A 23102-nucleotide genomic window follows, 5' to 3' on the forward strand; every position below is an offset into this window, starting at 1 on the left:
CTGCAATGCTGTTATCCTTGGCGCTGACGATCTCGGTACCGAGCCGGAGCACGCCGCCCTTCTTGGCGTCGCGCTTGATGATCTGCACGCGCTGGCCGGCCTGCCACAGGCGCCAGTCCTCTTTCTTCGCCTGCGGGAAGTATTCGCGCAGCGCGGCGAGACGATCGGCATCGGACAACATCAACTGGCCGGCGAGATATTCGACCAGCGGATATTCGTCGATGCCGACGCGGATCATCGGCCAAGCATTGTCCGTGGTCGTCGATGACAGCAGGTCGAGATACGACCCTTCTTTCAGGAATTTGGTCGAGAAGGTCGCAAACGGCCCGAACAGCAGCACGCGCTTGCCACCGAGCACGCGTGTATCGAGATGCGGCACCGACATCGGCGGCGAGCCCACGGATGCCTTGCCATAGGCCTTGGCGAGATGCTGCATCGTCACGCTGGGATTTTCATTGACCAGGAACGAGCCGCCGACCGGGAAGCCGGCATAGTCGCGACCTTCCGGAATGCCGGACATCTGCAGCAGATGCAGCGCACCACCGCCGGCTCCGATGAAGACGAAGCGTGCGTCGATCGTGGCATCGCCGCCCTTGGCGCTGCGCGTGGAGACGCGCCAGGTGCCATCGGCATTGCGCTGGATCGCCTTCACCTCGGTGGAGAGCTGCAGGTTGAAATTCGGCTGGCTCTGCAGATGGCTCACGAACTGCCGCGTGATCTCGCCGAACTCCATATCGGTGCCGAGCGGGCTCCAGGTGGCGGCGATCTTCTGCTTGGGATCGCGCCCTTCCATCATCAGCGGCACCCACTTCTTGATCACCTCGGGATCCGTCGAATAATCCATGCCGGCGAACAACGGGCTCGCCTTCAGCGCTTCGTGGCGCTTGCGCAGGAATTCGACATTCTCATCGCCCCACACGAAGCTCATATGCGGGGTATGGTTGATGAAGGAGCGTGGATTCTTCAGCACGCCGGTCTTGACCTGCCAGGCCCAGAACTGGCGCGAGATCTGGAAAGCTTCGTTGATCTTGATCGCGTTGGAGATGTCGATCTTGCCGCCGGCCCTTTCCGGCGTGTAGTTGAGCTCGGCGAGCGCGGAATGCCCGGTGCCGGCATTGTTCCAGCCGTTCGAGCTCTCCTTCGCGACCCCGTCGAGACGCTCGACCATTTCCATCGACCAGGTCGGCTCGAGCTCGCGCAACCAGACGCCGAGCGTGGCGCTCATGACGCCGCCGCCGATCAGGAGGACATCGACCTTCTTGGTCGCCGCGGCGAATACGGACGATCCGGGCACGGCGGCCACCGCCAATCCTGCCAGCGCCGTTCCCATCAGCTGACGACGATTCATCGCCAGATCGAATGTGGGTGTGCCGGATTGCGCGGAGTTGTTGTCGTCCTTGATCATCATATCACCTTCGATTCAAAGATACGTTGCAAAAGGAAATTGCCCGCGCGCGGCAAATGCAGCGCAACCTCAAACGGTCGATCCATCCCTTGATTTTGTCCCGGACGACACAGGCGCAGGCTGCGAACCAGCGGGCTCAGCCTTGACATGCGGTCGGTATCTTCGCAGCGCCGTGGCGCCGTCCACAGGGGGCCGGGCACCGTGCAATCAGCTGGGCGCCTGCCCCAAGACTCGCGGACTTATTGCAGGCAATATTGACAAAACGCAACCGACCCGCGCGCATGTTAGACAGGTTCGCAACCGACTTCCCTAAGTCGTGATGCGCGGAGCGCCAAATTCGACCAAGTGCGCAGCGGTATCCTGAGACGGGCGCCATTTGCCGCAAGCGAATGCGATTGTCCGCGCGAAGGACACGCTGCTAGCCTTGCGCGACAATTGGAGGTGCTTCATGGAACTCACCTGCCCCTGCAATGCCGTCACATTGCGGATTTCGGCCGAACCGATTGCGCAATTCTGGTGTCACTGCGCCGATTGCCAGATCGTCCACGGCGCGGCCTATGCGGCGGAATCGATTTATCCGGCCGCCGCCATCGAAATCGTGTCGGGCGAGACGACGACGTTTGCGCTGAAGACGACTCCGCGGATCAGCTGCGCCCGATGCGGCACTCGGCTGGTCGTCGAACTGGCCGCGATCGAAATGCGCGCGGTCAACGGCTATCTGCTCAAAGACGGCTTCAAGCCGAGCCTGCACATCCATTGCCGCGAAGCCGTTGCGCCGGTGAAAGACGGCCTTCCCCATTTCGCTACTATGCCGGCGGCCTTCGGCGGCGAGGACAACATGGTGGACTGGTAGCCCAAAAGGCACGGCCCGGCCACTTGCATGCATTTGCATCCATCCCTAACTGTTCCCGACCTTCCCTCTGCGCCGGAGCAGCCCGATGACCGATGCCCCCTATACGCCCCCGAAAGTCTGGACCTGGAACAAGGAGAATGGTGGCGCCTTCGCCTCCACCAACCGGCCTACCGCAGGCGCGACCCATGAGAAGGAGTTGCCTGTCGGCAAGCATCCGTTCCAGCTCTATTCGCTGGCCACGCCGAACGGACAGAAGGTCACGATCGCATTCGAGGAGTTGCTGGCAGCCGGCTATAGCGGCGCAGAATATGATGCCTGGCTGATCAAGATCGACGGCAACCAGTTCGGCTCCGGATTTGTCGATATCAATCCGAACTCCAAGATCCCGGCATTGGTGGATCGCAGCGGTGCGAAGCCGTTCCGCGTGTTCGAATCCGGCGCCATCCTGGTGCATCTCGCCGAGAAATTCGGCGTCTTCCTGCCGAAGGATGGGCCCGAGCGCGCCGAGACCCTGTCCTGGCTGTTCTGGCAGATGGGCAGCGCGCCGTTCCTGGGTGGCGGCTTCGGGCATTTCTATGCCTATGCCCCCACCAAGATCGAATATGCCATCGACCGCTATGCGATGGAGACCAAGCGCCAGCTCGACGTGCTCGATCGCCAGTTGGCCAATAACGAATTCATTGCCGGCAAGGACTACAGCATCGCCGACATGGCGATTTTCCCCTGGTATGGCGGCCTCGCCGAAGGCGTCATCTACAACGATGCCGCGACCTTCCTCGATGTGGCCAGCTACAAGAACCTGCAGCGCTGGACCAAGGCCGTCGGCGATCGGCCGGCGGTGAAACGTGGCCGCATGGTCAACCGCGCCATGGGCGATCCTGCCCGCCAGCTGCGCGAACGCCATGACGCCAGCGATTTCGAGACCAAGACGCAGGACAAGATCGAGGCGCAGGCGCCCAAGGCCTGATCTGCCCGAGACAAGAAAAAGCCCCGCGCGAGCGGGGCTTTTTACATGTGTGTGACGAGTGATGCGCCTGCGCGCTCAGCCCTTCATGCACTTGTCGATGGAGCTCTTCTTGGCGGCGCCGGCGAGCGGCTTGCCTTCGGCGCTCTTGGCATTGGCCTCGCAGCACTTCTTCATGTGGCTGGTCTTGGCGGCGCCGGCCAGCGGCTTGCCGTCAGCCGAGGTGGCGGTGCAGGCAGCGCCTTGCGCCGATGCCGATGTGATGCCCGGCGCGGCTGCGAACATGCTCAAGAGGACGAGGACAGACAGGCGTTTCATCTAGCGACTCCCGATTTGTTGGAACAATAGCCTAGCGCAATCGCACGACGCTGCAATGGCATCGATGCGGCATCAATTTACCGACGCATTCGCGCGCTTATTTTCCAAGATGTTTGTCGAAGAAGCGCGAGATTTCCTCGAAGGCCTCCTTCGATTCCGGCGCCGTGTCATCGCGATAATATTGCGCATGTGATTGGCCCTCGAACACCTGCAGCGCCGCCTCGACACCAGCCTGACGCAGCTTGCGATGGACGCGAACCGTATTGCTGAGCAAGAGATCCCGCGTTCCACTCGTCAGGATGGTCGGCGGAAAATTGCTCATGTCGCCATAGACAGGCGACAACAACGGATCCTTGAAGTCATGCCCGGCGGCATAGACCTTGGTGCCGGCATCACAAAAGCCGTCCGGCGAGACCAACACATTATCGAGCATGGCATTGGTGACGAAGGTGTCGCCGACCTTTGTGACATCGGACATCGGCGTACCCGGCGCGATCGCGCCCGGCAGCGGCAGACCATCCTGCTTGGCTTTGAGCATCATTTCCAGCGTCAGTGCCCCACCCGCCGAACTGCCGAAGACAGCGACGTTCTTCGGGCTGGTGCTCTTGATGACGGATTTATAGACGGTCATGCCGTCATCCAGCGCCGCAGGGAAATAAGCCTCGGGCGGCATCCGGTAATCCACCGCGATCACCTTGGCGCGGGCGAAGCCGGCCATAAACAGCGCCTCGGGCAATGCGGCCTCGCCGGGATTGAGGACATAGCAGCCACCATGCACATGGATGAAAACACGATTGGCATTTTCTGGCGCGATGGTCTCGGGCGTGACGATGAAGGCACGGACACCGTCGATGGTGGTCTTCTCGACCTTGACCTTCAGCCGCTCCATCATCCCCGGCAGGTTCTTGATGGTGGCCGCAGCGCCGGCATCGGCGACGACCTTCCACTCCTCACCGGTCTTTGGCAGCACGTTCCAGTTCGTGCGCAGCGGCATGCCGATGATCTTTTGCAGTTGAGGGCTCACCGTTGTCGGCACCGGCACGGATTTGGCAGGGACCTGCAGGGCATTCTCGCTCGCGCCTTGCGCATGCGCGGGCATTTGCGCTGCCATCAGTGCAAAGGCGACGATCGGCAACAGCTGGCAGTGGCTTCCCAGGGAGCGTGAGACGGGCATGGTTTCCTCGTGTGTTGGTGGCTTTTGCAGCACCTTGAACACGATAACGCTACGTCCGCCCCTCCCCCGAAGCAACGACACAAATACGCAATCAAACGCTGTGGCGCGGCCTTGCGATCTCGCCGCGGGTGGTGGCGACGCCCATCTCGAAACTGTCGGCGATGCGGCGGGCGCGCAGGTTGATGGCGTCGGCGACGTCCTTGTCAAAAATCTCGCGCACGGTCGGCTCGAACAGCAGCAGCCAGCGATCAAAATGCGCGCCGGTCAGCGGCAGTACCAGATGCGGGCGCATCGGCCGGCCGTTATAGCGGCCGGTCTTGAGCATCATCGACGACCAGAAATCGGTCAGCTGCGCGAGATGATGATCCCAGTCGGCCACCGCCGCGTTGAAGACCGGGCCGAGCAGCTCGTCTTCCCGCGCACGGCCATAGAAGGTCTGCACCAGGAGCGCAATATTCTCCTCGGTCAGGGACGGCTGGAAGCTCGTGAAACCCGGCTCTGTCATGCCGGTGATGTAAGCGACGGCGGCTGCCGCGGCAACCGGCCTCGCCCGTCAATTTGACCTAGCGCAAACTCAGTTGCGATAGGATGGATCGGCCCTGTCGAGCTTGCGCAGCAGCGCCGGCCAGGCCAGTTCGCCGCTGAGTCCGGGGACATTGTCGCGCGGCTTCATGCGGTCATAGGTGTCCTGCAGAACATGCTGCGGCGGTGTGACGAGCTTCGTGTTGCACGACAGAGCGGCGACCTGCACCTCGCAGGCCCGCTCCATCCGGAACAGCACGTTGAAAGCCGATGCGATGGTCTTGCCGACCACCAGCAGGCCGTGATTGCGCAGCACCATCGCCTCGTGATCGCCGAGATGGGCGATCAGGCGCTCGCGCTCTTCGGGGTTGTCAGCGATACCCTCAAAATCGTGATAGGCGACATGAAGGAAGCGCATGCAGGTCTGCGCCACCGGCAGCAATCCACATTCCATCGCTGAGACCGCCATACCGGCCACCGTATGGGTGTGGGCGACGCAATCGACATCGTGCCGCGCCATATGGATCGCGCTGTGAATGACGAAGCCCGCGGCATTCACGCTGTAATCGGACGCGTTGAACAGCGTGTTGCCGTCGAGATCGATCTTGACCAGGCTCGACGCGTCGATTTCCTCATAGAGCATGCCATAGGGATTGATCAGGAACTGATCTTCCGTTCCCGGCACGCGACAGGAGATGTGGTTGGCGATCATCTCGGTCATCCCATACATCGCCGTGAGGCGATAACAGGCCGCGAGATTGACGCGGGACTGCCACTCCTCCGGGCTCACCTGCTCCTGCACGGAGCGGACGACTTTGACGGCGGGTGCGCTGACGGCTGCATTCATGGATAGTCTCCCTTGTCTGTCTTGCGGTCAGTCGACCGTGATCTTCGCATCGCGAATGAGCTTGCCGAGGCGTTCGCTTTCGCTCTTCACATGGGTGTCGAGCTCCGCCTGTGTCATCGGCCAAGGCTGATTACCCATCGGATCCATCTTCTTCGCGAATTCCGGCGTCTTGATCACCTTGTTGATGGCGGCACCGAGCTTGTCCACCACCGGCTGCGGCGTGCCCGCAGGCGCGAAGACGGCGAACCAGGTGGAGCCGACGATGCTGGGGAAACCGAGCTCCTTGAAGGTCGGGACATCCGGCAGCTGCGGCAGGCGCTCCTCGGATAGAACCGCAATCGCGCGATACAGGCCGGCATTGTGATTCGGCACCGTGTTGGTCAGCGCTTCCACATTGCTATCGACGACGCCGGCGAGCAGATCGTTCATCGCGGGCGCAGCACCACGATAATGGACATGCTGCAACTTCACGCCGAGCCCGCGAGCGACGATCTCGCCCATCAGATGCACGGTGCTGCCCGGCCCATTGGTGGCGTTGTTGACCTTGCTCGGATTGGCCAGTGCGTAGGCGCGAAACGCCGCGACGTCCTTGGCCGGAAAGTCCTTCTTCACATTGAAGGCGAACGGCACTTTCACCACCATGGCGACCGGCGCGAAATCCTCGAGCTTGTATTTGATCGAGGCGAGCAGATGCGGATTTGTCGTGAAGGTCGTGGCGGCGGCGAATAGAAGCGTGTAGCCATCCTTGTCGGCGCTGGCGACATACTGCGCGCCGATGGAGGTCGAGGCACCGCCGCGGTTCTCGATGATCACCTGCTTGCCCAGCTCGGTGCTGAGCTGTTCGGTGAGAACACGTGCGACGATGTCGGTCGTTCCGCCCGGCGGAAATGGCACGACCATCGTGATGTTGCGATCCGGATATTGCTGCGCCTGCCCCGGCGCCACTGATAGCAGCGATGCGGCCATGGCCGCGGCGATGGCAATGCATCGACCTGTGGTAATGCTCACGTTCACTCCCCTTTTGCGCCGTTTCATCGCGCCTTTGGGCGACGTGAAACGGCATTATCGGGAGAGGCTAGAGCAACAGCGAAAGCGATGCGAGGGTTAAATCAGCCGATCAGCTATCGGAATATGCTGATAGCCAATTAGTGTGCGGTGGCCTTCGAAAACACATTGATGACGACCACGCCGGCCACGATCAGACCGAGGCCGCCCAGCGCCGGCATATCGAGTTTCTGCCCCTGGAACACCCAGGCAATCGTGGTGATCAGCACGATGCCGACGCCGGACCAGATCGCATAGGCGATGCCGGTCGGGATTTCACGCAATGCAAGCGAGAGGAAGTAGAACGAGATCGCATAGCCCGCGGCCGTGATCAGCGAAGGCACGGGTTTGGTAAAGCCCTCGGAGACTTTCAGGAAGCTGGTGGCGATGACCTCGCAAAGGATGGCCACCGCCAGATAGAGATAGGTCATGACGCTCGCCTCGTCTGGTTCGTCTGTTGCTTCGCGTTCGCCACGCGCACCAGATAATCGCGATGGATCGCCTGCACGGTAACACGGTCGTCGAACTTCACCCGCATGCTGTTCGGCGAGCCCATGCCGACAATCACACCCTCGCGGGCGCCATAGCTCGGATGCCGCTCCAGACCGAGCGGCGACATGCGGACCCGGTCGCCGTAGGTCAGGCGATCCGGATCGAGCTCGCGATCGAATTCATAGATCATGCTGCGAGGCATATCGAATCTCCTCAACTCGCCCGAGACGCTGCATCCTGCGATGCTGCGGCTTCTTGCTTGTCACGCTGCTTCGACGGCATCCGCTTCAGCACGAAAACGTAGAACACCGGCACGAACAGCACTGCGAGCACGGTGGCCGAGATCATGCCACCGAGCACGCCGGTGCCGATCGCGTTCTGGCTGCCGGCGCTGGCGCCGGTCGCGATCGCCAGCGGCGTCACGCCGAGAATGAAGGCAAGCGAGGTCATGACGATCGGGCGGAAGCGGAGATAGGCCGCTTCGATCGCCGCCTCGCGCAGGGACTTGCCTTCGGCATGTAGTTCCTTGGCGAACTCCACGATCAGGATCGCGTTCTTCGCCGACAGGCCGATGATCGCGATCAGGCCGACCTTGAAATAGATGTCGTTCGGCATGTCGCGCAGCATCACGGCGAGCAGCGAGCCGATGATGCCAAGCGGCACCACGAGCATGACCGACAGCGGAATCGACCAGCTCTCATAAAGCCCTGCCAGCAACAGGAACACGAACAACACGCTGAGACCGAGCAGGAACGGCGCCTGATTGCCCGACTCGATTTCCTGCTGCGACTGCCCGGCCCATTGATAGCCGAAGCCATCGGGCAACTGCCCGACCAGTCGCTCCATTTCCTTGATGGCGTCGCCGGACGAGAAGCCCGGCGCGGCGTCACCGGCGATGCGGATCGACGGATAGCCGTTGAAGCCGACCACCTGCACCGGCCCCTTCGCCCATTCCGTCCGCGCGAAGGCCGAGAGCGGCACCATGCCGCCGCTGGCATTGCGCACGTTCAGCTTCAGGAGGTCGCTCGCCTGCATACGGCGATCATCCTCGGCCTGAATGGTGACACGCTGCATGCGACCGGCATTGGGGAAGTCGTTGATGTAGGACGAGCCCAGGCTCGCTGACACAGTGGCATTGATGTCGGCGAAGGACACGCCAAAGGTATTCGCCTTTTCGCGATCGATGACGAGATTGAGCTGCGCCGAATTCGACAGGCCCTCGATACGCAACCCGACCAGCACCGGACTCTTGGCGCCCGCCGCCATCAACTGGTTTGCAGCGGCAGAGAGCGCCGCCGATCCGCGGCTGCTGCGATCCTGCAGGCGGAAGGTGAAGCCGGTCGAATTGCCGAGCCCTTCGATGGGCGGCGGCGACAATGCGAAAGCCTGCGCGTCGCCGATCTTGGCGAATTCGGCATTGGCGCGGTTCACGATCTCGGGCGCGGCATCCTTGGCCTTGCGCTCGCTCCAGTCCTTCAGCGTCGGGAAGGCGATGCCCGAGCTCAGGCCATTGCCGGAGAAGCTGAAGCCGAGCACGGTGAACATGCTGGCCACGCCCTCCTCCTTCATGAACACGCTTTCAACTTGCTTGACGGATTCCAGCGTGCGCGACTGGCTCGCTTCCGGCGGCGCCTGGATGTCGGTGATGACATAGCCCTGGTCCTCCGTCGGCAGGAAGCCCGATGGCAGCCGCACGTAGGCCCAGCCGAGACCGACCAGCAGCGCGAGATAGACCACCATCATCCGGCCGGTTCGGTTGGTGACCCAGCCGACCGTGCCGCGATAGCTGCCGGCGAGGCGATCAAAGCCGCGATTGAACCAGCCGCAGAAGCCGCCCTTCTCGTGATGGCCCTTCGGGATCGGCTTCAGGAATGTCGCGCATAAAGCCGGCGTCAGCGTCAGCGCAAGGAATCCCGAGAACAGGATCGATACCACCATGGTCAGGCTGAACTGCCGGTAGATGATGCCGACCGCGCCGGGGAAAAACGCCATCGGCACGAACACCGCGGTGAGCACCAGCGTGATGCCTATGATGGCGCCGCTGATCTGCTTCATGGCCTTGATGGTCGCCTCGCGCGGCGACAATCCCTCCTGCGCCATCAACCGCTCGACATTCTCCACCACCACGATGGCGTCATCGACGAGAATGCCGATCGCCAGCACCATGGCGAACATGGTCAGCACATTGATGGAGAAACCGGTCGCGAGCATCACGGCACAGGTGCCAAGCAGAGCAATGGGCACCACGATGGTCGGGATCAGCGTGTAGCGGATATTCTGCAGGAACAGGAACATCACGATGAAGACGAGACCGATCGCCTCCGCCAGCGTGTGCAGCACCTTCTCGATGGACGCCTTGACGAAGGGCGTCGTGTCATAGGGAATCTCGTAGGTCAGTCCCTTCGGGAAGAATTTTGAAAGCTCCTTCATCTTGGCGTTGACGGCTTCCGACGTTGCGAGCGCATTGCCCGTCGCCGACATCTGCACGCCGATAGCGGCCGCCGGCTTGCCGTTCAGGCGGCTGGCAAAATTGTAATCCTCGCCACCGACCTCGACGCGCGCGACATCGCGCAGCCGCACCGAGGAGCCGTCGCGATTGGCACGCAGCACGATGGCGCCGAACTCGTCGGGCGTGCCGAGTTGTCCCTTGACCAGCACCGGTGCCGAGACCTCCTGCGACACCGGATTGGGCGTCGCACCAATACGTCCTGCCGAGACCTGCGCATTTTGCGCCGTGATCGCGGCCGTGATGTCGGACGAGGTCAGGCCAAGGCCCAGCATCTTGTCGGGATCGATCCAGACCCGCATCGAGCGCTGGGTGCCGAACAGCTGCCCCTTGCCGACGCCGGGCACGCGACGAATTTCGCTGAGCACGTTGCGCGTGATGTAGTCGCCGAGCGCGATACTATCCATGCTGCCATCGGTGGTCTGCATGGAGATGAACAGCAGGAATGCAATCGAGCCTTCCTCGACGATGATGCCCTGCTGGGTCACCGCACGCGGCAGCCGCGACTCCACGCGGCGGATGCGGTTCTGCACATCCACCGTGGCCTGCGCGATGGTGGTGCCCGGCTGGAACGTGACGTCGATCTGGATCGCGCCGGTGGCATCCGCCGTGGACTCGAAATACATCAGGCCGGGAATGCCGTTGAGCTGATCCTCGATCAGCCGCGTCACGCCCTGATAGATCTCCTCGGCGGATGCACCTGGATAGTTGGTGGTGATGGCGATGCGCGGCGGCGCGATGCTCGGATATTGCGCCACCGGCAGATTCGGAATCGCCAGCGCGCCGGCGATCATGATGAAGATCGCGACCACCCAGGCAAAGATCGGCCGTGCGATGAAAAAATTCGACATGACGTGACGCCCTACTTCGCTGCCGTCTGGCTGCGCCAGGGTTTCGGATCGACGGTGGCGCCGGGCGCGAGCGTCTGGAAACCTTCGACCACGACGCTGTCGCCGGCCTTCAGCCCCTCCCTGATGATCCAGCGTCCATTGACGAGACGCGACGGCGTCACGCTGCGCAGCTCGGCCTTGCGCTCAGCAGTGACGACATAGAGCTGCGCCTGACCGCCGGGATCACGCTGCAGCGCGCGTTCGGGGACCGACAGCGCATCCTTCTGCTCGCCCTGCACGATCTGCACGCGCACATACATGCCCGGCAACAGATCGCCGTCCGGGTTGGGGAATTCACCACGCAAGGTGACCTGACCGGTGGTCGCATCGACGGCCGCCTCAGAAAACAGCAGGCGTCCCTGCTGTGCATAGTCCGAACCATCATCGAATTTGAGACGGACGTCGGCGGCATCGCCGCCCTGCGCCTTTGCACTCGCCTGCGCGGCGCGCTTGAGCGTCAGCAGCTCGTTCGCCGACTGGGTGAAGTCCGCATAAACGGGCTCGAGCTGCTGGATGGTCGCCAAGCTCTCGCTGCCGCCGACACTGACCAGTGCGCCTTCGGTGATCAGCGCACGGCCGATCCGGCCGGTGATCGGCGCACGGACTTCGGTATATTGCAAATCGAGCTGCGCGGATTCGAGACCTGCACGGGCCGACATCTCATCGGCTTCCGCCTGCGCGAGTTCGGCCACGGCGCGATCATAGAGCTGGCCCGTGGTGACATCGCGTTCCTTCAACTGGACCTGACGATCCGCCTGCTGCTTCGCCAGCACGCGCGTGGCCTCGGCACGCTGCAGGGCGGCCCTGGCACTGGTCACCCGCACGCGGAACGGCGCGGGGTCGATGCGATAGAGCACATCGCCCTCACGGACGATGGTGCCCTGCTTGAACACGCGCTCGACGACGATGCCGGCGACCCGCGGCCGCACCTCGGCGATCCGGGTCGGCGCGATGCGGCCGGGCAGATCGTTGACGATCCGCAGGGTTTCGGGCGTCACCGTGACGACGCCTACCGATGTCGCAGGTGGCGCCTGATCGGCGCCGGCTTTCTTGCCATCGCCGCAACCCGTGAGCATGAGAGCGACCGCCAGAGCACCGGCCACACGCATCGGAAACGTCGATATCTCAATCACTTATGCCACCATCAAAGAAAAACGCCGGAGCTGGCTTGAGGGCGCTCACGGCGGGAAACTGCATGCGGTCATTGACTCGCCCCAGAAACATACCATCCGGTTGGTTTGCGTTTCAAGCCGTTTTCGTGCATTGCAGCAGAGCACGATCCCGTGAGCGATAGCGCTTGCACCGACCACCCCCGCCCAGCCAGATGAGCCGATGAGCGAAGGCCACGAACGCAAAAAACAACCCGAGCTGGTCCGCCGCGCGCTGATCGACCACGCCGCACGCCTCGCGACGGAATGCGGGCTACAGGCCGTGACCGTGCAGGCAGTGGCGGATGCAGCGGGCGTCACCAAAGGTGGACTGTTTCACCACTTCCCCAACAAGCAGGCGCTGATCGAGGCGGTCCTGAAGGATCAGCTCGACAAGTTCGACGCCATCATCGAGGAAACGCTGGCACAGGATGGCGACAGCCATGGCTGCTTCACGCGCGCTTATGTGAAGGCCAATTTTTCCATGGCCGAATATGCACCAGCGCTGGAGTCCACCTGCGTCGCCTTGCTCACCGATCCCGTCGCCCGCACCCATTGGGCGAACTGGCTGCGTACCCGCCTCAAGCGGCATCACGCGACAGATAGCGCACCTGAACTGGAAATCGTGCGCTACGCCGCGGATGGCGTCTGGCTCGCGGATCTGCAGCAGGTACCGGCCGATCTGCGGATTGATCGCGATGAGTTGCGCAAGCGGTTGCTGACCATGGCGACCATGCGTCCGGAGTAACGCAGCACCGCTGATCTGGCCGATGTCCTGCATGGCATTGCGGGCTATCTCGACGTCACCAATGATGCGAGATGCCCGTGACCAACGTAACGCCCCCACCTTCAGCCGCACTCGATGCTGCCTTCTTCAGGCTCCTCAGCCACAGCTACGCACGAACCGTGGGCAAGCCATTGATCGGCGCCGGCCAGGACGCGGCATGGCTCTATAACGACGCGCCATTTGCCGTGCTTGCCCACAGCACCGCTGCGGATCCCATCTTCGTCTATGCCAATCGCACGGCACAGCGTTGCTTCGAATATGGCTGGGATGAGTTCATCACCATTCCCTCGCGCCTGTCTGCCGAAGCCCCCAATCGCGAGGAGCGGCAACGCCTGCTCGATGCCGTCGCGCGCAACGGCTTCATCGATCACTATCGCGGCATGCGGATCGCCAAATCCGGACGCCGGTTCTGGATCGAAGGCGGCATCGTGTGGGAATTGACCGACGAACACGGACAACGGCGCGGTCAGGCAGCGCTGTTCACGTCGTGGACGGATGTGTGAGTGCGGTCAGCGATTGCCGCCAAAGCTGCTCTTGATCTGGTGCAGCAGCGTCAGCACCCAGCACAGGGCGAACGACCCCGCGAGGCCGTAACCGGTGCGGCGGTCGATCAGTGACAAGCCGGTCCAGAGATAGATGCGATAGAGCCAGAGCCCGGCAAGGCCGACGCCGAGCAGGCAGACCAGCAGTTTCACGAAGCGCGCATTGGCGACGCCGACCGCAGCAAACATGATGGTCAGCGGAACCAGAAACAACTGGCAGACGGCGATCAGGCTCTCGTTCACGGCAGGCTCCAGGAGAATCGCAGCGGCGACTCAGTCGGGCCACCCTAGTCGGCCAATTTGAAACAAATGGTTGCCCAAGGCTGATCGTAGGATGGGTTGAGCGAAGCGATACCCATCACGGCCGGGCGCTTGCGGTGATGGGTATCGCTGACGCTCAACCCATCTTACGCACTGCGTCTATGCGACCTCAGCCACCAGCAGTTCCGCCTTGCGGATCAGCTTCAGGCTGGCCTGCAGGCGCAGGCTGCGTTTGCCGGCCAGCGCGGTGGCTTCCAGTTCGGCGCCCTTGTCATCGCAGGTGCCGGAAAAGCCGATGCCGATCTCGTAGCCGCCGAACACCGGAACCTCGCCCAGCGACGGCGTGTGCTCCTGATTGAGGATCTCGCCCTTCCAGCGGCCGTCGGCCGAGGAATAGGAACCGAGATAATAAAAGGACGCATCGCCGCCAAGGATCCAGCCGTCCTGCAACAGCATCACGCCGGTCAGGCCGCCATCGATGCCATCGAGGGTGCGCAGCTGGATCGAATACAGGCCATTGGCAATACCGCCCTCGCCGACTTCACCGGCCGGCGGCAATTCGCTTTCGTCGAGGCTGGTCATCAGTGAACGAAATGACGCGCCCGGCATCTGCGGCGAGCCGCCCTCGAAGCGATAGGTCTCGCCGCAAGCGACGCCTGTGACCTTGATGGTCGCGATATCCTGGCCGAGCAGCGATTCATAGTCAGGCTCGAAGCAATGCCGGCGGCTCTCGATCTCGGCAAACACCTTGTCGCCTTCGAAACGATAGGTGCCGATATGCGCGAAGCCGGAATTGCCGCCGAGCATGGTGCCGTCGCGCACATACATCACGCTGCGGCCGACCGCCTCGTTGACGTGGTACTCGCATTTGTAAAACCCGGTCCGCACCGACCATTCCCCACTGCACCGCGGCTAGTGTAGCCGAGATTGCGCAGTGAAGGAAAGCGCACCGTGTCAGCTTGGCGTAATTCCTGCTGCCTTGATCACAGGCAGAAGCCGGGTTTCTTCCTTGTCGCGGTATGCGGTGATATCGGCAGTTGAAGTCGGAAATGGCTGCGCGCCAAGTTCGGCGTATTTCGCGGCCAGAGCCGGATCCTTCAAGGCCTGCAGCGACAACTCATTGATACGTGAGACGAGATCCGGCGGCATGCCTGCGGGGCCACACACGGCCACCCATGACGTGAGCTCATAACCAGGCAGGACTTCACCCATGGCCGGGACGTCGGGGATCGCCGGACTACGATTGGTGGTCGTCACCGCCAGCGCGCGGACAGCGCCGTCCTTGATCTGCTGCAGCGAGCCCGGAAGATTGTCGAACAGCGTATCAACGCGGCCGGCCAGCAGATCGACCATCGCGGGATTGCCGCCTTTATAGGTGATGTGCTGCAGATCGATCCCGGCTGCGCTCTTCATCATCTCGCCGGACAGATGCAGCGTGGTGCCGATGCCAGGCGATGCGTAGCTGTATTTGCCGGGATTGGCTTTTGCGAGCGCGATGAATTCCTTGAGGTCCTTCACCGGCAGATCCTTCTTCACCACCAGCACATTCGGCAGCTTCCAGAGTCCGCTGATGAAGGTAAAATCCTTGCCCGCCTGGAATGGCAGCTTGGCATAGGTGCCGACGGCGATGGCGTTGGTGGCAATGGAGCCCATGCCGAGGCCATAGCCATCCGGCTGCGATTTCGCGACAGCGTCAGCGCCAAGCACGCCACCGGCCCCGCCGCGGTTCTCGACGACGAATTGCTGGCCGGTTAGTTCGGACATTTTCTGACAGTAGATGCGCGACAGCGTGTCGGTGGCGCCACCAGCCGCGAAGCCGACGTAATAGCGAACGCTACGGTTCGGCCATGCGCCTTGCGCTCTGGCCACATGCGGTGCGGCGATCGACGCGCCAAGGATAGCAAGCGCGCGGCGACGAGACATGGTGAGGCGATCGGTCGTCATGTTTCTCTCCCGACATCCGCGCCCCGTGATGCCGCAGAAATTGCGGCATCCGGAATTTTTGTGCGCGTGTTTACGTGAGAGACAGTCTGAGCGTCACGTGTGCGTTGTCAACGTGGCGTGCGGGCGCGGCTCGCTATCATGCGATCCCGGAGCCAGCGGCGCGTCCTGATCCACCGTGGCTTCGCCATGCTGGGTCAGCGGGCGGTTACCCGACATGGCGCGGAGCAGGACGTAGAACATCGGCGTAAAGAAGATGCCGAAGGCCGTGACGCCGATCATGCCGGCAAACACCGCGACACCCATCGCCTGTCGCATTTCCGAGCCGGCGCCGGTGGAGGTCACCAGCGGCACCACGCCCATGACGAACGCCATCGACGTCATCAAAATGGGGCGCAGACGCAGACGGCTGGCCTCGATTGCCGCCTCGATCGGCTTCCGCCCTGCGAATTCGAGCTCACGCGCGAATTCGACGATCAGGATGGCGTTCTTGGCGGACAGGCCGACAAGCACGATCAAACCAATCTGGGTGAAGACGTTGTTGTCACCCTTGGTGATCCACACGCCGAACATGGCAGCCAGCAACCCCATCGGTACGATCATGATGATCGACAGTGGCAGCGTCAGGCTTTCATACTGAGCCGCGAGCACCAGGAACACCAGCAGCAGCGCCACCGGGAACACGATCAGCGACGAATTGCCGGCGATGATTTCCTGATAGGTCAGCTCGGTCCATTCGAAGTCGATGCCTTTCGGCAGCGTCTCCTTGGCCACACGCGCCACCGCATCCTGTGCCTGCCCGGTCGAGAACCCAGGTGCAGCGCCGCCATTGATATCGGCGGACAGGAATCCGTTGTAGCGCATGGCGCGTTCCGGACCGGCACTCTCCTTCACGCGCAGCAGCGTGGAGAGCGGGATCATCTCGTTGCTGTCCGAGCGCACCTTCAACTGGCCAATATCGTCAGCCCGCGCGCGATACTTTGCGTCGGCCTGCACGCGCACCGAATAGGTGCGGCCAAACTTGTTGAAGTCGTTCACGTAGAGCGAACCGAGATAGATCTGCATCGTGTCGAAGATCGAGGTCACCGGCACATTGAGCTGACGCGCCTTGGTGCGATCCACATCCGCATAAAGCTGCGGCACATTGATCTGATAGCTCGAGAACAGGCCGACCAGTTCCTTCTGCTGCATCGCTTTGCCGACGAAGGCCTTGGTAGCGTCGTTCAAGGCCTCATAGCCAAGGCCCGCGCGGTCCTCGATCTGCAGCTTGAAGCCGCCGATGGTGCCGAGGCCGGCCACTGGCGGCGGCGGGAACATGGCGATAAAGGCATCCTGCATCCCCGCATATTTCTTGTTCAGCGCCAGCGCGATGGCATTGCCGGACAGCGCAGGATCCTTGCGCTCATCGAACCCCTTCAGGCCGATGAAGACGATGCCGGAATTCGACGAGTTGGTGAAACCGTTGATCGACAGCCCCGGAAACTGGATGGCGTTCTCGACACCCGGCTCCTTCAGCGCGATCTCGCCCATCTTGCGGATCACCTCTTCGGTGCGATCCAGCGTGGCGCCATCGGGCAACTGCGCGAAGCCGACCAGATACTGCTTGTCCTGGCCGGGCACGAAGCCCCCCGGCACCGCATGGAACAGATAACCGGTGACACCGACCAGCGCGAGATAGAGGCCCATGACGATGGCACGGCGCGAGATCACGCGCTTCACGCCGCCACCATAGGCGTCCGACGACCGCGTGAAGAAGCGATTGAAGCGCACGAAGAACCAGCCGAGCGTCTTGTCCATGAAGCGCGTCAGCGGATCCTTCGGCGCGTCATGCCCCTTCAGGAGAAGGGCTGCGAGCGCGGGCGATAGCGTCAGCGAGTTGAAGGCCGAAATCACGGTGGAGATCGCCACCGTCAACGCGAACTGCTTGTAGAACTGGCCGGTCAGACCGGTGATGAAGGCCAGCGGCACGAACACCGCGACCAGCACCAGCGCGATCGCAATGATCGGCCCGGTGACTTCGCGCATCGCCTGATAGGCGGCTTCCTTCGGGTTCAGTCCCCGTTCGATATTGCGCTCGACGTTTTCGACGACGACGATGGCATCGTCCACCACGATGCCGATGGCCAGCACGAGGCCGAACAGCGTCAGCGCATTCACCGAGAAGCCGAAGATGTGCATGATCGCAAAGGTGCCGACCACTGACACGGGCACCGCGATCAGCGGAATGATCGACGCGCGCCATGTCTGCAGGAACAGGATGACGACCAGCACGACCAGCGCGATGGCTTCGAGCAGCGTATGGATCACCGCCTCGATGGACGCACGGACGAATTGCGTGGGGTCATAGACGATGTCGTAGGCGACACCGTCCGGCATGTTCTCCTTCAGCTCCTTCATCGTCTTGCGGACATTGTCGGAGATCTGGATCGCATTGGAGCCCGGCGACTGGAAGATCGGGATCGCCACCGCAGATTTGTTGTTCAGGAGCGAACGCAGCGCATAATCGGCAGCGCCGAGTTCGATGCGGGCGACATCGCGCAGCCGCACCACTTCGCCATTGTCGCCATTCTTGACGATGATCTCGCCAAACTCTTCTTCGGTCTGCAGGCGCCCCTGCGCATTGATGGAGAGCTGCAGGTCGAGGCCGGGCTCATTGGGCGAACCGCCCACCTGCCCTGCCGCCGCCTGCACGTTCTGCGCCCGGATCTCGCGCACCACGTCGCCCGGCGACAGGCCGCGCTCGGCAACCTTCTGCGGATCGAGCCAGACGCGCATGGAATAATCGCCCGAACCGAACAGCTGCACCTGGCCGACGCCTTCGATGCGCGCGAGGCGATCCTTCACGTTGAGCACGGCGTAGTTGCGCAGATAGGTCATGTCATAGCGGTCGTTCGGCGACAGCAGATGCACAACCATGGTGAGGTCAGGCGCGCTCTTGATCGTCGTCACGCCCAGCGCGCGGACTTCTGCCGGCAAGCGCGGCTCGGCCTGCGAGACGCGGTTCTGCACCAGCTGCTGCGCCTTGTCGGGATCGGTGCCGAGGCGGAAGGTGACGTTGAGCGTCATGCGGCCGTCGGTGGTCGCCTGGCTGCTCATATAGAGCATGTTCTCGACGCCGTTGATCTGCTCTTCGATCGGCGTCGACACCGTTTCCGCGATCACCTTCGGATTGGCACCGGGATAATTCGCGGTCACCACCACGGTCGGCGGCGCCACTTCCGGATATTCCGAGATCGGCAAGACCGGCATGGCCAGGAGACCCGCGAGGAAAATCACCGCGGACAGCACGCCGGCAAAGATCGGGCGGTCGATGAAGAATTTTGAGAAGTTCATGGGAAAACTCAATGAAAGAGGAGCTGGCGCCCTGCCTTCTCCCCGCATGCGGGGGGAAGGTGGCCCGGCGTAGCGAAGCGGAGCCGGGACGGATGAGGGGAGCCTCCGCAGACTCGCGATCGCGGAGAGCCCCCTCACCCGTCCGGCCCATCGATGCTTCGCATCGAAAGGCCGGACGACCTCTCCCCGGTGGGGAGAGGTGACAAAAAACGTTAGTTAGCAGCGACGGTCTTGGTCTGCGGCAGAGACGCAGAATTCATCGCCACCATTTCCGGCTTGATGGTCACGCCGGGACGGACGCGCTGCAGTCCGTTGACGACGATACGTTCGCCCGCCTTCAGGCCGCTGAGAATGATGCGCATGCCATCGACCGAAGCACCGAGCTGAACTTCGCGATATTCGGCCTTGTCCTTGCCATCGACGACCATCACGAACTTCTTGTTCTGGTCGGTACCGACGGCACGTTCAGAGATCAGCAGCGTCTGTTCCGGCTTCGGCTGGCCCATGGACAGGCGGGCGAACTGGCCCGGCATCAGGCGGCCATCGTGATTGTCGAACACGGCGCGCACGCGCACGGTGCCCGAACGCGGATCGACCTGGTTGTCGATGAACTGCATCTTGCCCTTCATCGGCGAGCTATCCGTGATCGTCGTCATCTGCACGGGGACACGCTCGATGTCATTTGGGGTCTTCTCGTCGGCAAGCGTCTTCAGCGCGCGCGACACCACCTGCTCGTCGGCATTGAAGCTGGCATAGATCGGATTGACGGAAACGAGAGTCGTCAGAAGCGGCGACGACGGCCCGGCGGCGATCAGATTACCAACGGTGATCTCGATCTTGCCGACGCGGCCCGACACCGGCGCACGTACTTCGGTGTAGCTGAGATTGAGCTCGGCCGTCTTCAGCGCAGCTTCGGTCGCTGCGAGATTGGCTTCGGCTTCATGGAACGCGTTGGAACGGTTGTCGAGATCGCGCTGGGTGATGCTCGACGTCGTGAGCTGCTGACCGCGGCCATAATCGGCCTTGGTCAGGATCAAGCGCGCGCGGGCGGCAGACACCTGCCCCTGGGCGCGATCGACTTCGGCGGCGTAGAGCGCGGGATCGATCTGCACGAGCAGATCGTCCTTCTTCACCAGCGCGCCTTCGCGAAAGTGGATCGCCTGGACGGCGCCGGCCACGCGGGAGCGGATTTCCACCCGTTCGATGGCCTCCAGCCGGCCGGAGAACTCGTCGGACGGCGTCGTCGCCTTGGCTTCGACCAGTGCCACCGAGGCCGGAACCGCCGGAGGAGCGGCCGGCGCCTGTTCCGCCTGAGCTGCGAAGCCGGACAGATCCCAAAGGGCGGCGCCGCCGCCCAAACTCACGGAAACAACGAAGATTCCGGCGCCAAGTGCGATGTTTCGGACAAGAGAATTGGCCATCGTGAACCCCATTTAATTTTCAAAGGGCTTGAGAAAGCCCTGTCATTCCAATAGCTAAGGATGGAAGCACCGCGCCGGCGACCCGATTTCCGGAAGCCTTGCTGCGATGCACATATTCGTAACGCCCGGTATAGATGGCCTATCGACATCCAGTGTCAAGGGACTTATCTACTGAGTGGTAGAAATCTTTGGAGGACCTGGCGATGGCCATGGGACGTCCGCGTGAATTCGATGTCGATGCCGCCCTGGACCTCGCGCTGCATGTATTTTGGCGCAAGGGCTACGAGGGCGCGTCGATGGCCGACCTCACCGAGGCCATGGGCATCACCAAGCCGAGCCTCTATGCGGCTTTCGGCAATAAGGAAGAGCTGTTCCGCAAGGCGCTCGATCGTTATGTCGATGGACCCGGCGGTTACTTCCGCACAGGCCTGGATAAGCCGACCGCACGCGAGACCGTCGAGCATATCCTGTACGAATCCGTGGAAGCGGTGACGGATCCGAAAAACCCAGGCTGCCTTGCCGTGCAGGGCGCGCTGTGTTGCGGTGATGCTGCCGAGACCATCAAGCAGGAATTGATGGCCCGCCGTTCCAAGGGCGAGGAAGATCTGCGCGTTCGTTTCACACGCGCGATCGCCGAAGGCGATTTGCCGACGGAATCGGATGCCGGCGATCTCGCGCGCTATGTGTCGGCGATCCTGCAGGGTATGGCTGTGCAGGCCGCCGGCGGCGCGCCTCGCGCGCAATTGCGCAAGCTCGCCGACATGGCGATGCGTAGCTGGCCACCGGTATAGGTACCATTCTCCGCTGCGACATTGTTGTTAAGCCAAAACGCTTTCGTGCGTTGGCGCGTGCGTGCGGATCATGCATGATCCCCGTGGGAACGGGATGATGGGATGAGACTTCGCACGACGGACTGAGCAATGCAGGTGAGTAATTTCCGGGAGAGCGACCGCCTGACCGCGCTCGACCGCTACGACATTCTCGACACCCCGCCCGAAGAAGCTTTCGATCGCATCACGCGCCTGACGCGCAATGTGTTCGACATGCCGATGTCGGTCATCAGCCTGATCGACGGCCACCGCCAGTGGTTCAAGTCGCGCCAGGGCTTTGAAGCCTGCGAGACCGGCCGCGACACAGCATTGTGCAACTACACTATTCGCGAGACCGGCCCGCTCGTCATCCGCGACACACTCGCTGATCCACTTTACTGCGAGCATCCCGCGGTGATCGGCGAGCCGCATGTCCGCTTCTATGCCGGTGTGCCGCTGCGTGTCGCCGGTGGCCATGCCATCGGCACGCTCTGCACATTCGATTCTGTGCCGCGTGCATTCACATCCGATCAAGCCGCCATGCTGGAAGACTTTGCCAGCATCGTACTGAGCGAGCTCGAATTGCGCACGTTGTTGATGGAGGACAGCCTCACCGGCGCGCTGTCCCGCCGCGCTTTGCGCGACGAGGCAAAACGCGCGAGTGCCCTCGCCGTCCGTCACGGGCACAATTTCAGCCTGGTCATGTTCGACCTCGATCACTTCAAGGCGATCAACGACAATAACGGCCATCATGTCGGCGACCGCGTTCTCAAGGCATGTGTAAGGGCGGTTCAAGACACGCTGCGCAAGGCCGACTCCATCGGCCGCGTCGGCGGCGAGGAATTCGCGATCCTGCTGCCGCATACCAATCGCGAGGATGCGATGGTGGTGGCCGAAAAAGTGCGCGAGGCCATCGCCAATGTCACCGTGCAAGGCAAGCAAAGGCTGATCCCGGTCTCCGCCAGCTTCGGCATCGCCACGCTGGACCGCAACGCATGCGACATCGATGAACTGCTCCGGCGCGCCGATACGGCGATGTATGAAGCCAAGCAGAGCGGCCGCAATCGCTGCGTCGAATGGCAGGCCCGCGAAGTGGCGCCCAGCAATCTGCGCCGTGTGTTCAAGGCCGGGCACATCTCGTTCAATGGTGGCCAGTCCACCATCGACTGCACGGTGCGTGGCCTGTCCGAGGTCGGTGCCAGTCTCGACGTGTTGAGCACCAAGGACATTCCCGAGCGCTTCAAGCTCAGCATCCCCATCGATCATCTTTCGCGCGCCTGTCACATTCTCGACAAGCGCGAGCGCCACATCGAGATCGCCTTCGACTAGAAAACCACTGTTACTTGGACTAGCGTAAGGCTGGATTTTTCCACCCTCCCCTGCAGGGGGAGGGTCGCTCGCGCAGCGAGCGGGGTGGGGTGAATGCAGTCGAGGGACGCGCAATGGTCACATCATCGCTCCGTCGTGCAGCCGCAAAGAGGCTCCGTAGCAATACGACGCTGCATGAGCGTATCTTGTGGCGAGCGCTGAAAGAGATGCCGCTTGTTGGTACGCATTTTCGACGGCAGGCGCCCATTGGTCCTTATGTCGTCGACTTCTTTTGTCCCGCCGCCCACCTCATTCTTGAACTCGATGGCGGTCATCACAACGAAGACGGTCAAGCCATCCGTGACCTGAAGCGGCAGCAATGGCTGGAAGCAGAAGGCTATCGCGTCATGCGTTTCTGGAACTCCGACATTGCCAAAGAATTGCCAGCCGTGCTCGAGCGTATTTACGTCGAACTTTATGGCAGACGCGATGCGGAGCCAGTGCCGATGAAGCACCGCCGTCGCATTTGGGGGAAAT

22 protein-coding genes are annotated in these 23102 nt (G+C 62.2%); 7 read left to right on the forward strand and 15 right to left on the reverse strand.

The annotated features are described in order from the left end of the window. Positions 1-1405: malate dehydrogenase (quinone) (gene mqo, locus ACIQ2A_RS19615; protein ID WP_398482393.1), on the reverse strand; the 1405-nt coding region annotated here is incomplete at its 3' end. Between the two features lie 448 nt (positions 1406-1853). Between mqo and ACIQ2A_RS19620 the strand changes: the two genes are divergently transcribed. Continuing rightward, entirely contained in the window at positions 1854-2258 is a 405-nt protein-coding gene (locus tag ACIQ2A_RS19620; RefSeq protein ID WP_398482395.1) for a GFA family protein, read from the forward strand. A gap of 85 nt (positions 2259-2343) precedes the next feature. Further along, positions 2344-3225 carry a glutathione-dependent disulfide-bond oxidoreductase gene (yghU, locus tag ACIQ2A_RS19625; RefSeq protein ID WP_398482397.1) on the forward strand — a complete coding sequence of 294 codons (882 nt, stop codon included), beginning with the start codon at positions 2344-2346 and terminating at the stop codon, positions 3223-3225. 75 nt (positions 3226-3300) lie between these two features. On the opposite strand, the gene ACIQ2A_RS19630 is transcribed toward yghU, so the two are convergent. From ACIQ2A_RS19630 to ACIQ2A_RS19670, 9 genes are all read right to left on the reverse strand, one after another. Further along, positions 3301-3540, reverse strand: a complete 240-nt coding sequence (locus tag ACIQ2A_RS19630; protein ID WP_398482399.1) for a hypothetical protein — start codon at positions 3538-3540, stop codon at positions 3301-3303. Positions 3541-3637: 97 nt separating this feature from the next. Next, positions 3638-4714, reverse strand: a complete 1077-nt coding sequence (locus tag ACIQ2A_RS19635; protein WP_398482401.1) for an alpha/beta hydrolase — start codon at positions 4712-4714, stop codon at positions 3638-3640. 91 nt (positions 4715-4805) lie between these two features. Next, the gene (locus ACIQ2A_RS19640; protein WP_398482403.1) at positions 4806-5219 is read right to left on the reverse strand and encodes a group III truncated hemoglobin; all 414 of its coding nucleotides are present in this window, start codon (positions 5217-5219) and stop codon (positions 4806-4808) included. 69 nt (positions 5220-5288) lie between these two features. After that, the gene (locus tag ACIQ2A_RS19645; protein ID WP_211909423.1) at positions 5289-6083 is read right to left on the reverse strand and encodes a class II aldolase/adducin family protein; all 795 of its coding nucleotides are present in this window, start codon (positions 6081-6083) and stop codon (positions 5289-5291) included. Positions 6084-6110: 27 nt separating this feature from the next. After that, positions 6111-7091 carry a Bug family tripartite tricarboxylate transporter substrate binding protein gene (locus tag ACIQ2A_RS19650; RefSeq protein WP_398482406.1) on the reverse strand — a complete coding sequence of 327 codons (981 nt, stop codon included), beginning with the start codon at positions 7089-7091 and terminating at the stop codon, positions 6111-6113. A 137-nt stretch (positions 7092-7228) separates the two neighbouring features. Beyond that, positions 7229-7558, reverse strand: a complete 330-nt coding sequence (locus ACIQ2A_RS19655) for a DMT family transporter (RefSeq protein WP_398482408.1) — start codon at positions 7556-7558, stop codon at positions 7229-7231. Next, the gene (locus ACIQ2A_RS19660) at positions 7555-7821 is read right to left on the reverse strand and encodes a hypothetical protein (RefSeq protein ID WP_398482410.1); all 267 of its coding nucleotides are present in this window, start codon (positions 7819-7821) and stop codon (positions 7555-7557) included. The genes ACIQ2A_RS19655 and ACIQ2A_RS19660 overlap by 4 nt, the downstream gene beginning before the upstream one ends. Positions 7822-7832: 11 nt before the next feature. Then, positions 7833-10976 (reverse strand): multidrug efflux RND transporter permease subunit, encoded by a 3144-nt coding sequence (locus tag ACIQ2A_RS19665; RefSeq protein WP_398482412.1) that lies wholly within the window; start codon positions 10974-10976, stop codon positions 7833-7835. Between the two features lie 11 nt (positions 10977-10987). Then, positions 10988-12124 carry an efflux RND transporter periplasmic adaptor subunit gene (locus ACIQ2A_RS19670; protein WP_398482435.1) on the reverse strand — a complete coding sequence of 379 codons (1137 nt, stop codon included), beginning with the start codon at positions 12122-12124 and terminating at the stop codon, positions 10988-10990. A gap of 223 nt (positions 12125-12347) precedes the next feature. Between ACIQ2A_RS19670 and ACIQ2A_RS19675 the strand changes: the two genes are divergently transcribed. Together ACIQ2A_RS19675 and ACIQ2A_RS19680 are read left to right on the forward strand one after the other, a co-directional pair. Beyond that, positions 12348-12911 carry a TetR/AcrR family transcriptional regulator gene (locus ACIQ2A_RS19675; RefSeq protein WP_398482414.1) on the forward strand — a complete coding sequence of 188 codons (564 nt, stop codon included), beginning with the start codon at positions 12348-12350 and terminating at the stop codon, positions 12909-12911. A 77-nt stretch (positions 12912-12988) separates the two neighbouring features. Beyond that, a complete protein-coding gene (locus ACIQ2A_RS19680) occupies positions 12989-13453 on the forward strand; it encodes an MEKHLA domain-containing protein (RefSeq protein WP_398482416.1) in 465 nt (154 codons plus the stop codon). A 6-nt stretch (positions 13454-13459) separates the two neighbouring features. Here the strand turns inward: ACIQ2A_RS19680 and ACIQ2A_RS19685 are convergent, their stop codons facing one another. From ACIQ2A_RS19685 to ACIQ2A_RS19705, 5 genes are all read right to left on the reverse strand, one after another. Further along, the gene (locus tag ACIQ2A_RS19685) at positions 13460-13735 is read right to left on the reverse strand and encodes a hypothetical protein (RefSeq protein ID WP_398482419.1); all 276 of its coding nucleotides are present in this window, start codon (positions 13733-13735) and stop codon (positions 13460-13462) included. A gap of 177 nt (positions 13736-13912) precedes the next feature. Beyond that, complete coding sequence (locus ACIQ2A_RS19690) at positions 13913-14641, reverse strand: GrlR family regulatory protein (RefSeq protein WP_398482421.1); 729 nt, start codon at positions 14639-14641, stop codon at positions 13913-13915. 66 nt (positions 14642-14707) lie between these two features. Next, complete coding sequence (locus ACIQ2A_RS19695) at positions 14708-15697, reverse strand: Bug family tripartite tricarboxylate transporter substrate binding protein (RefSeq protein WP_398482423.1); 990 nt, start codon at positions 15695-15697, stop codon at positions 14708-14710. Between the two features lie 93 nt (positions 15698-15790). Continuing rightward, positions 15791-19027 carry an efflux RND transporter permease subunit gene (locus ACIQ2A_RS19700; RefSeq protein ID WP_398482425.1) on the reverse strand — a complete coding sequence of 1079 codons (3237 nt, stop codon included), beginning with the start codon at positions 19025-19027 and terminating at the stop codon, positions 15791-15793. A 212-nt stretch (positions 19028-19239) separates the two neighbouring features. After that, a complete protein-coding gene (locus tag ACIQ2A_RS19705; protein ID WP_398482427.1) occupies positions 19240-20448 on the reverse strand; it encodes an efflux RND transporter periplasmic adaptor subunit in 1209 nt (402 codons plus the stop codon). A 203-nt stretch (positions 20449-20651) separates the two neighbouring features. Here ACIQ2A_RS19705 and ACIQ2A_RS19710 point away from each other — a divergent pair, with 203 nt between their 5' ends. From ACIQ2A_RS19710 to ACIQ2A_RS19720, 3 genes are all read left to right on the forward strand, one after another. Then, complete coding sequence (locus ACIQ2A_RS19710) at positions 20652-21239, forward strand: TetR/AcrR family transcriptional regulator (RefSeq protein ID WP_398482429.1); 588 nt, start codon at positions 20652-20654, stop codon at positions 21237-21239. Positions 21240-21368: 129 nt separating this feature from the next. Next, entirely contained in the window at positions 21369-22586 is a 1218-nt protein-coding gene (locus tag ACIQ2A_RS19715) for a diguanylate cyclase (protein WP_398482431.1), read from the forward strand. A 113-nt stretch (positions 22587-22699) separates the two neighbouring features. Beyond that, positions 22700-23102: endonuclease domain-containing protein (locus ACIQ2A_RS19720; protein ID WP_398482433.1), on the forward strand; the 403-nt coding region annotated here is incomplete at its 3' end.

The organism is Tardiphaga sp. (assembly GCF_044336785.1).
Taxonomy (GTDB): domain Bacteria; phylum Pseudomonadota; class Alphaproteobacteria; order Rhizobiales; family Xanthobacteraceae; genus Tardiphaga.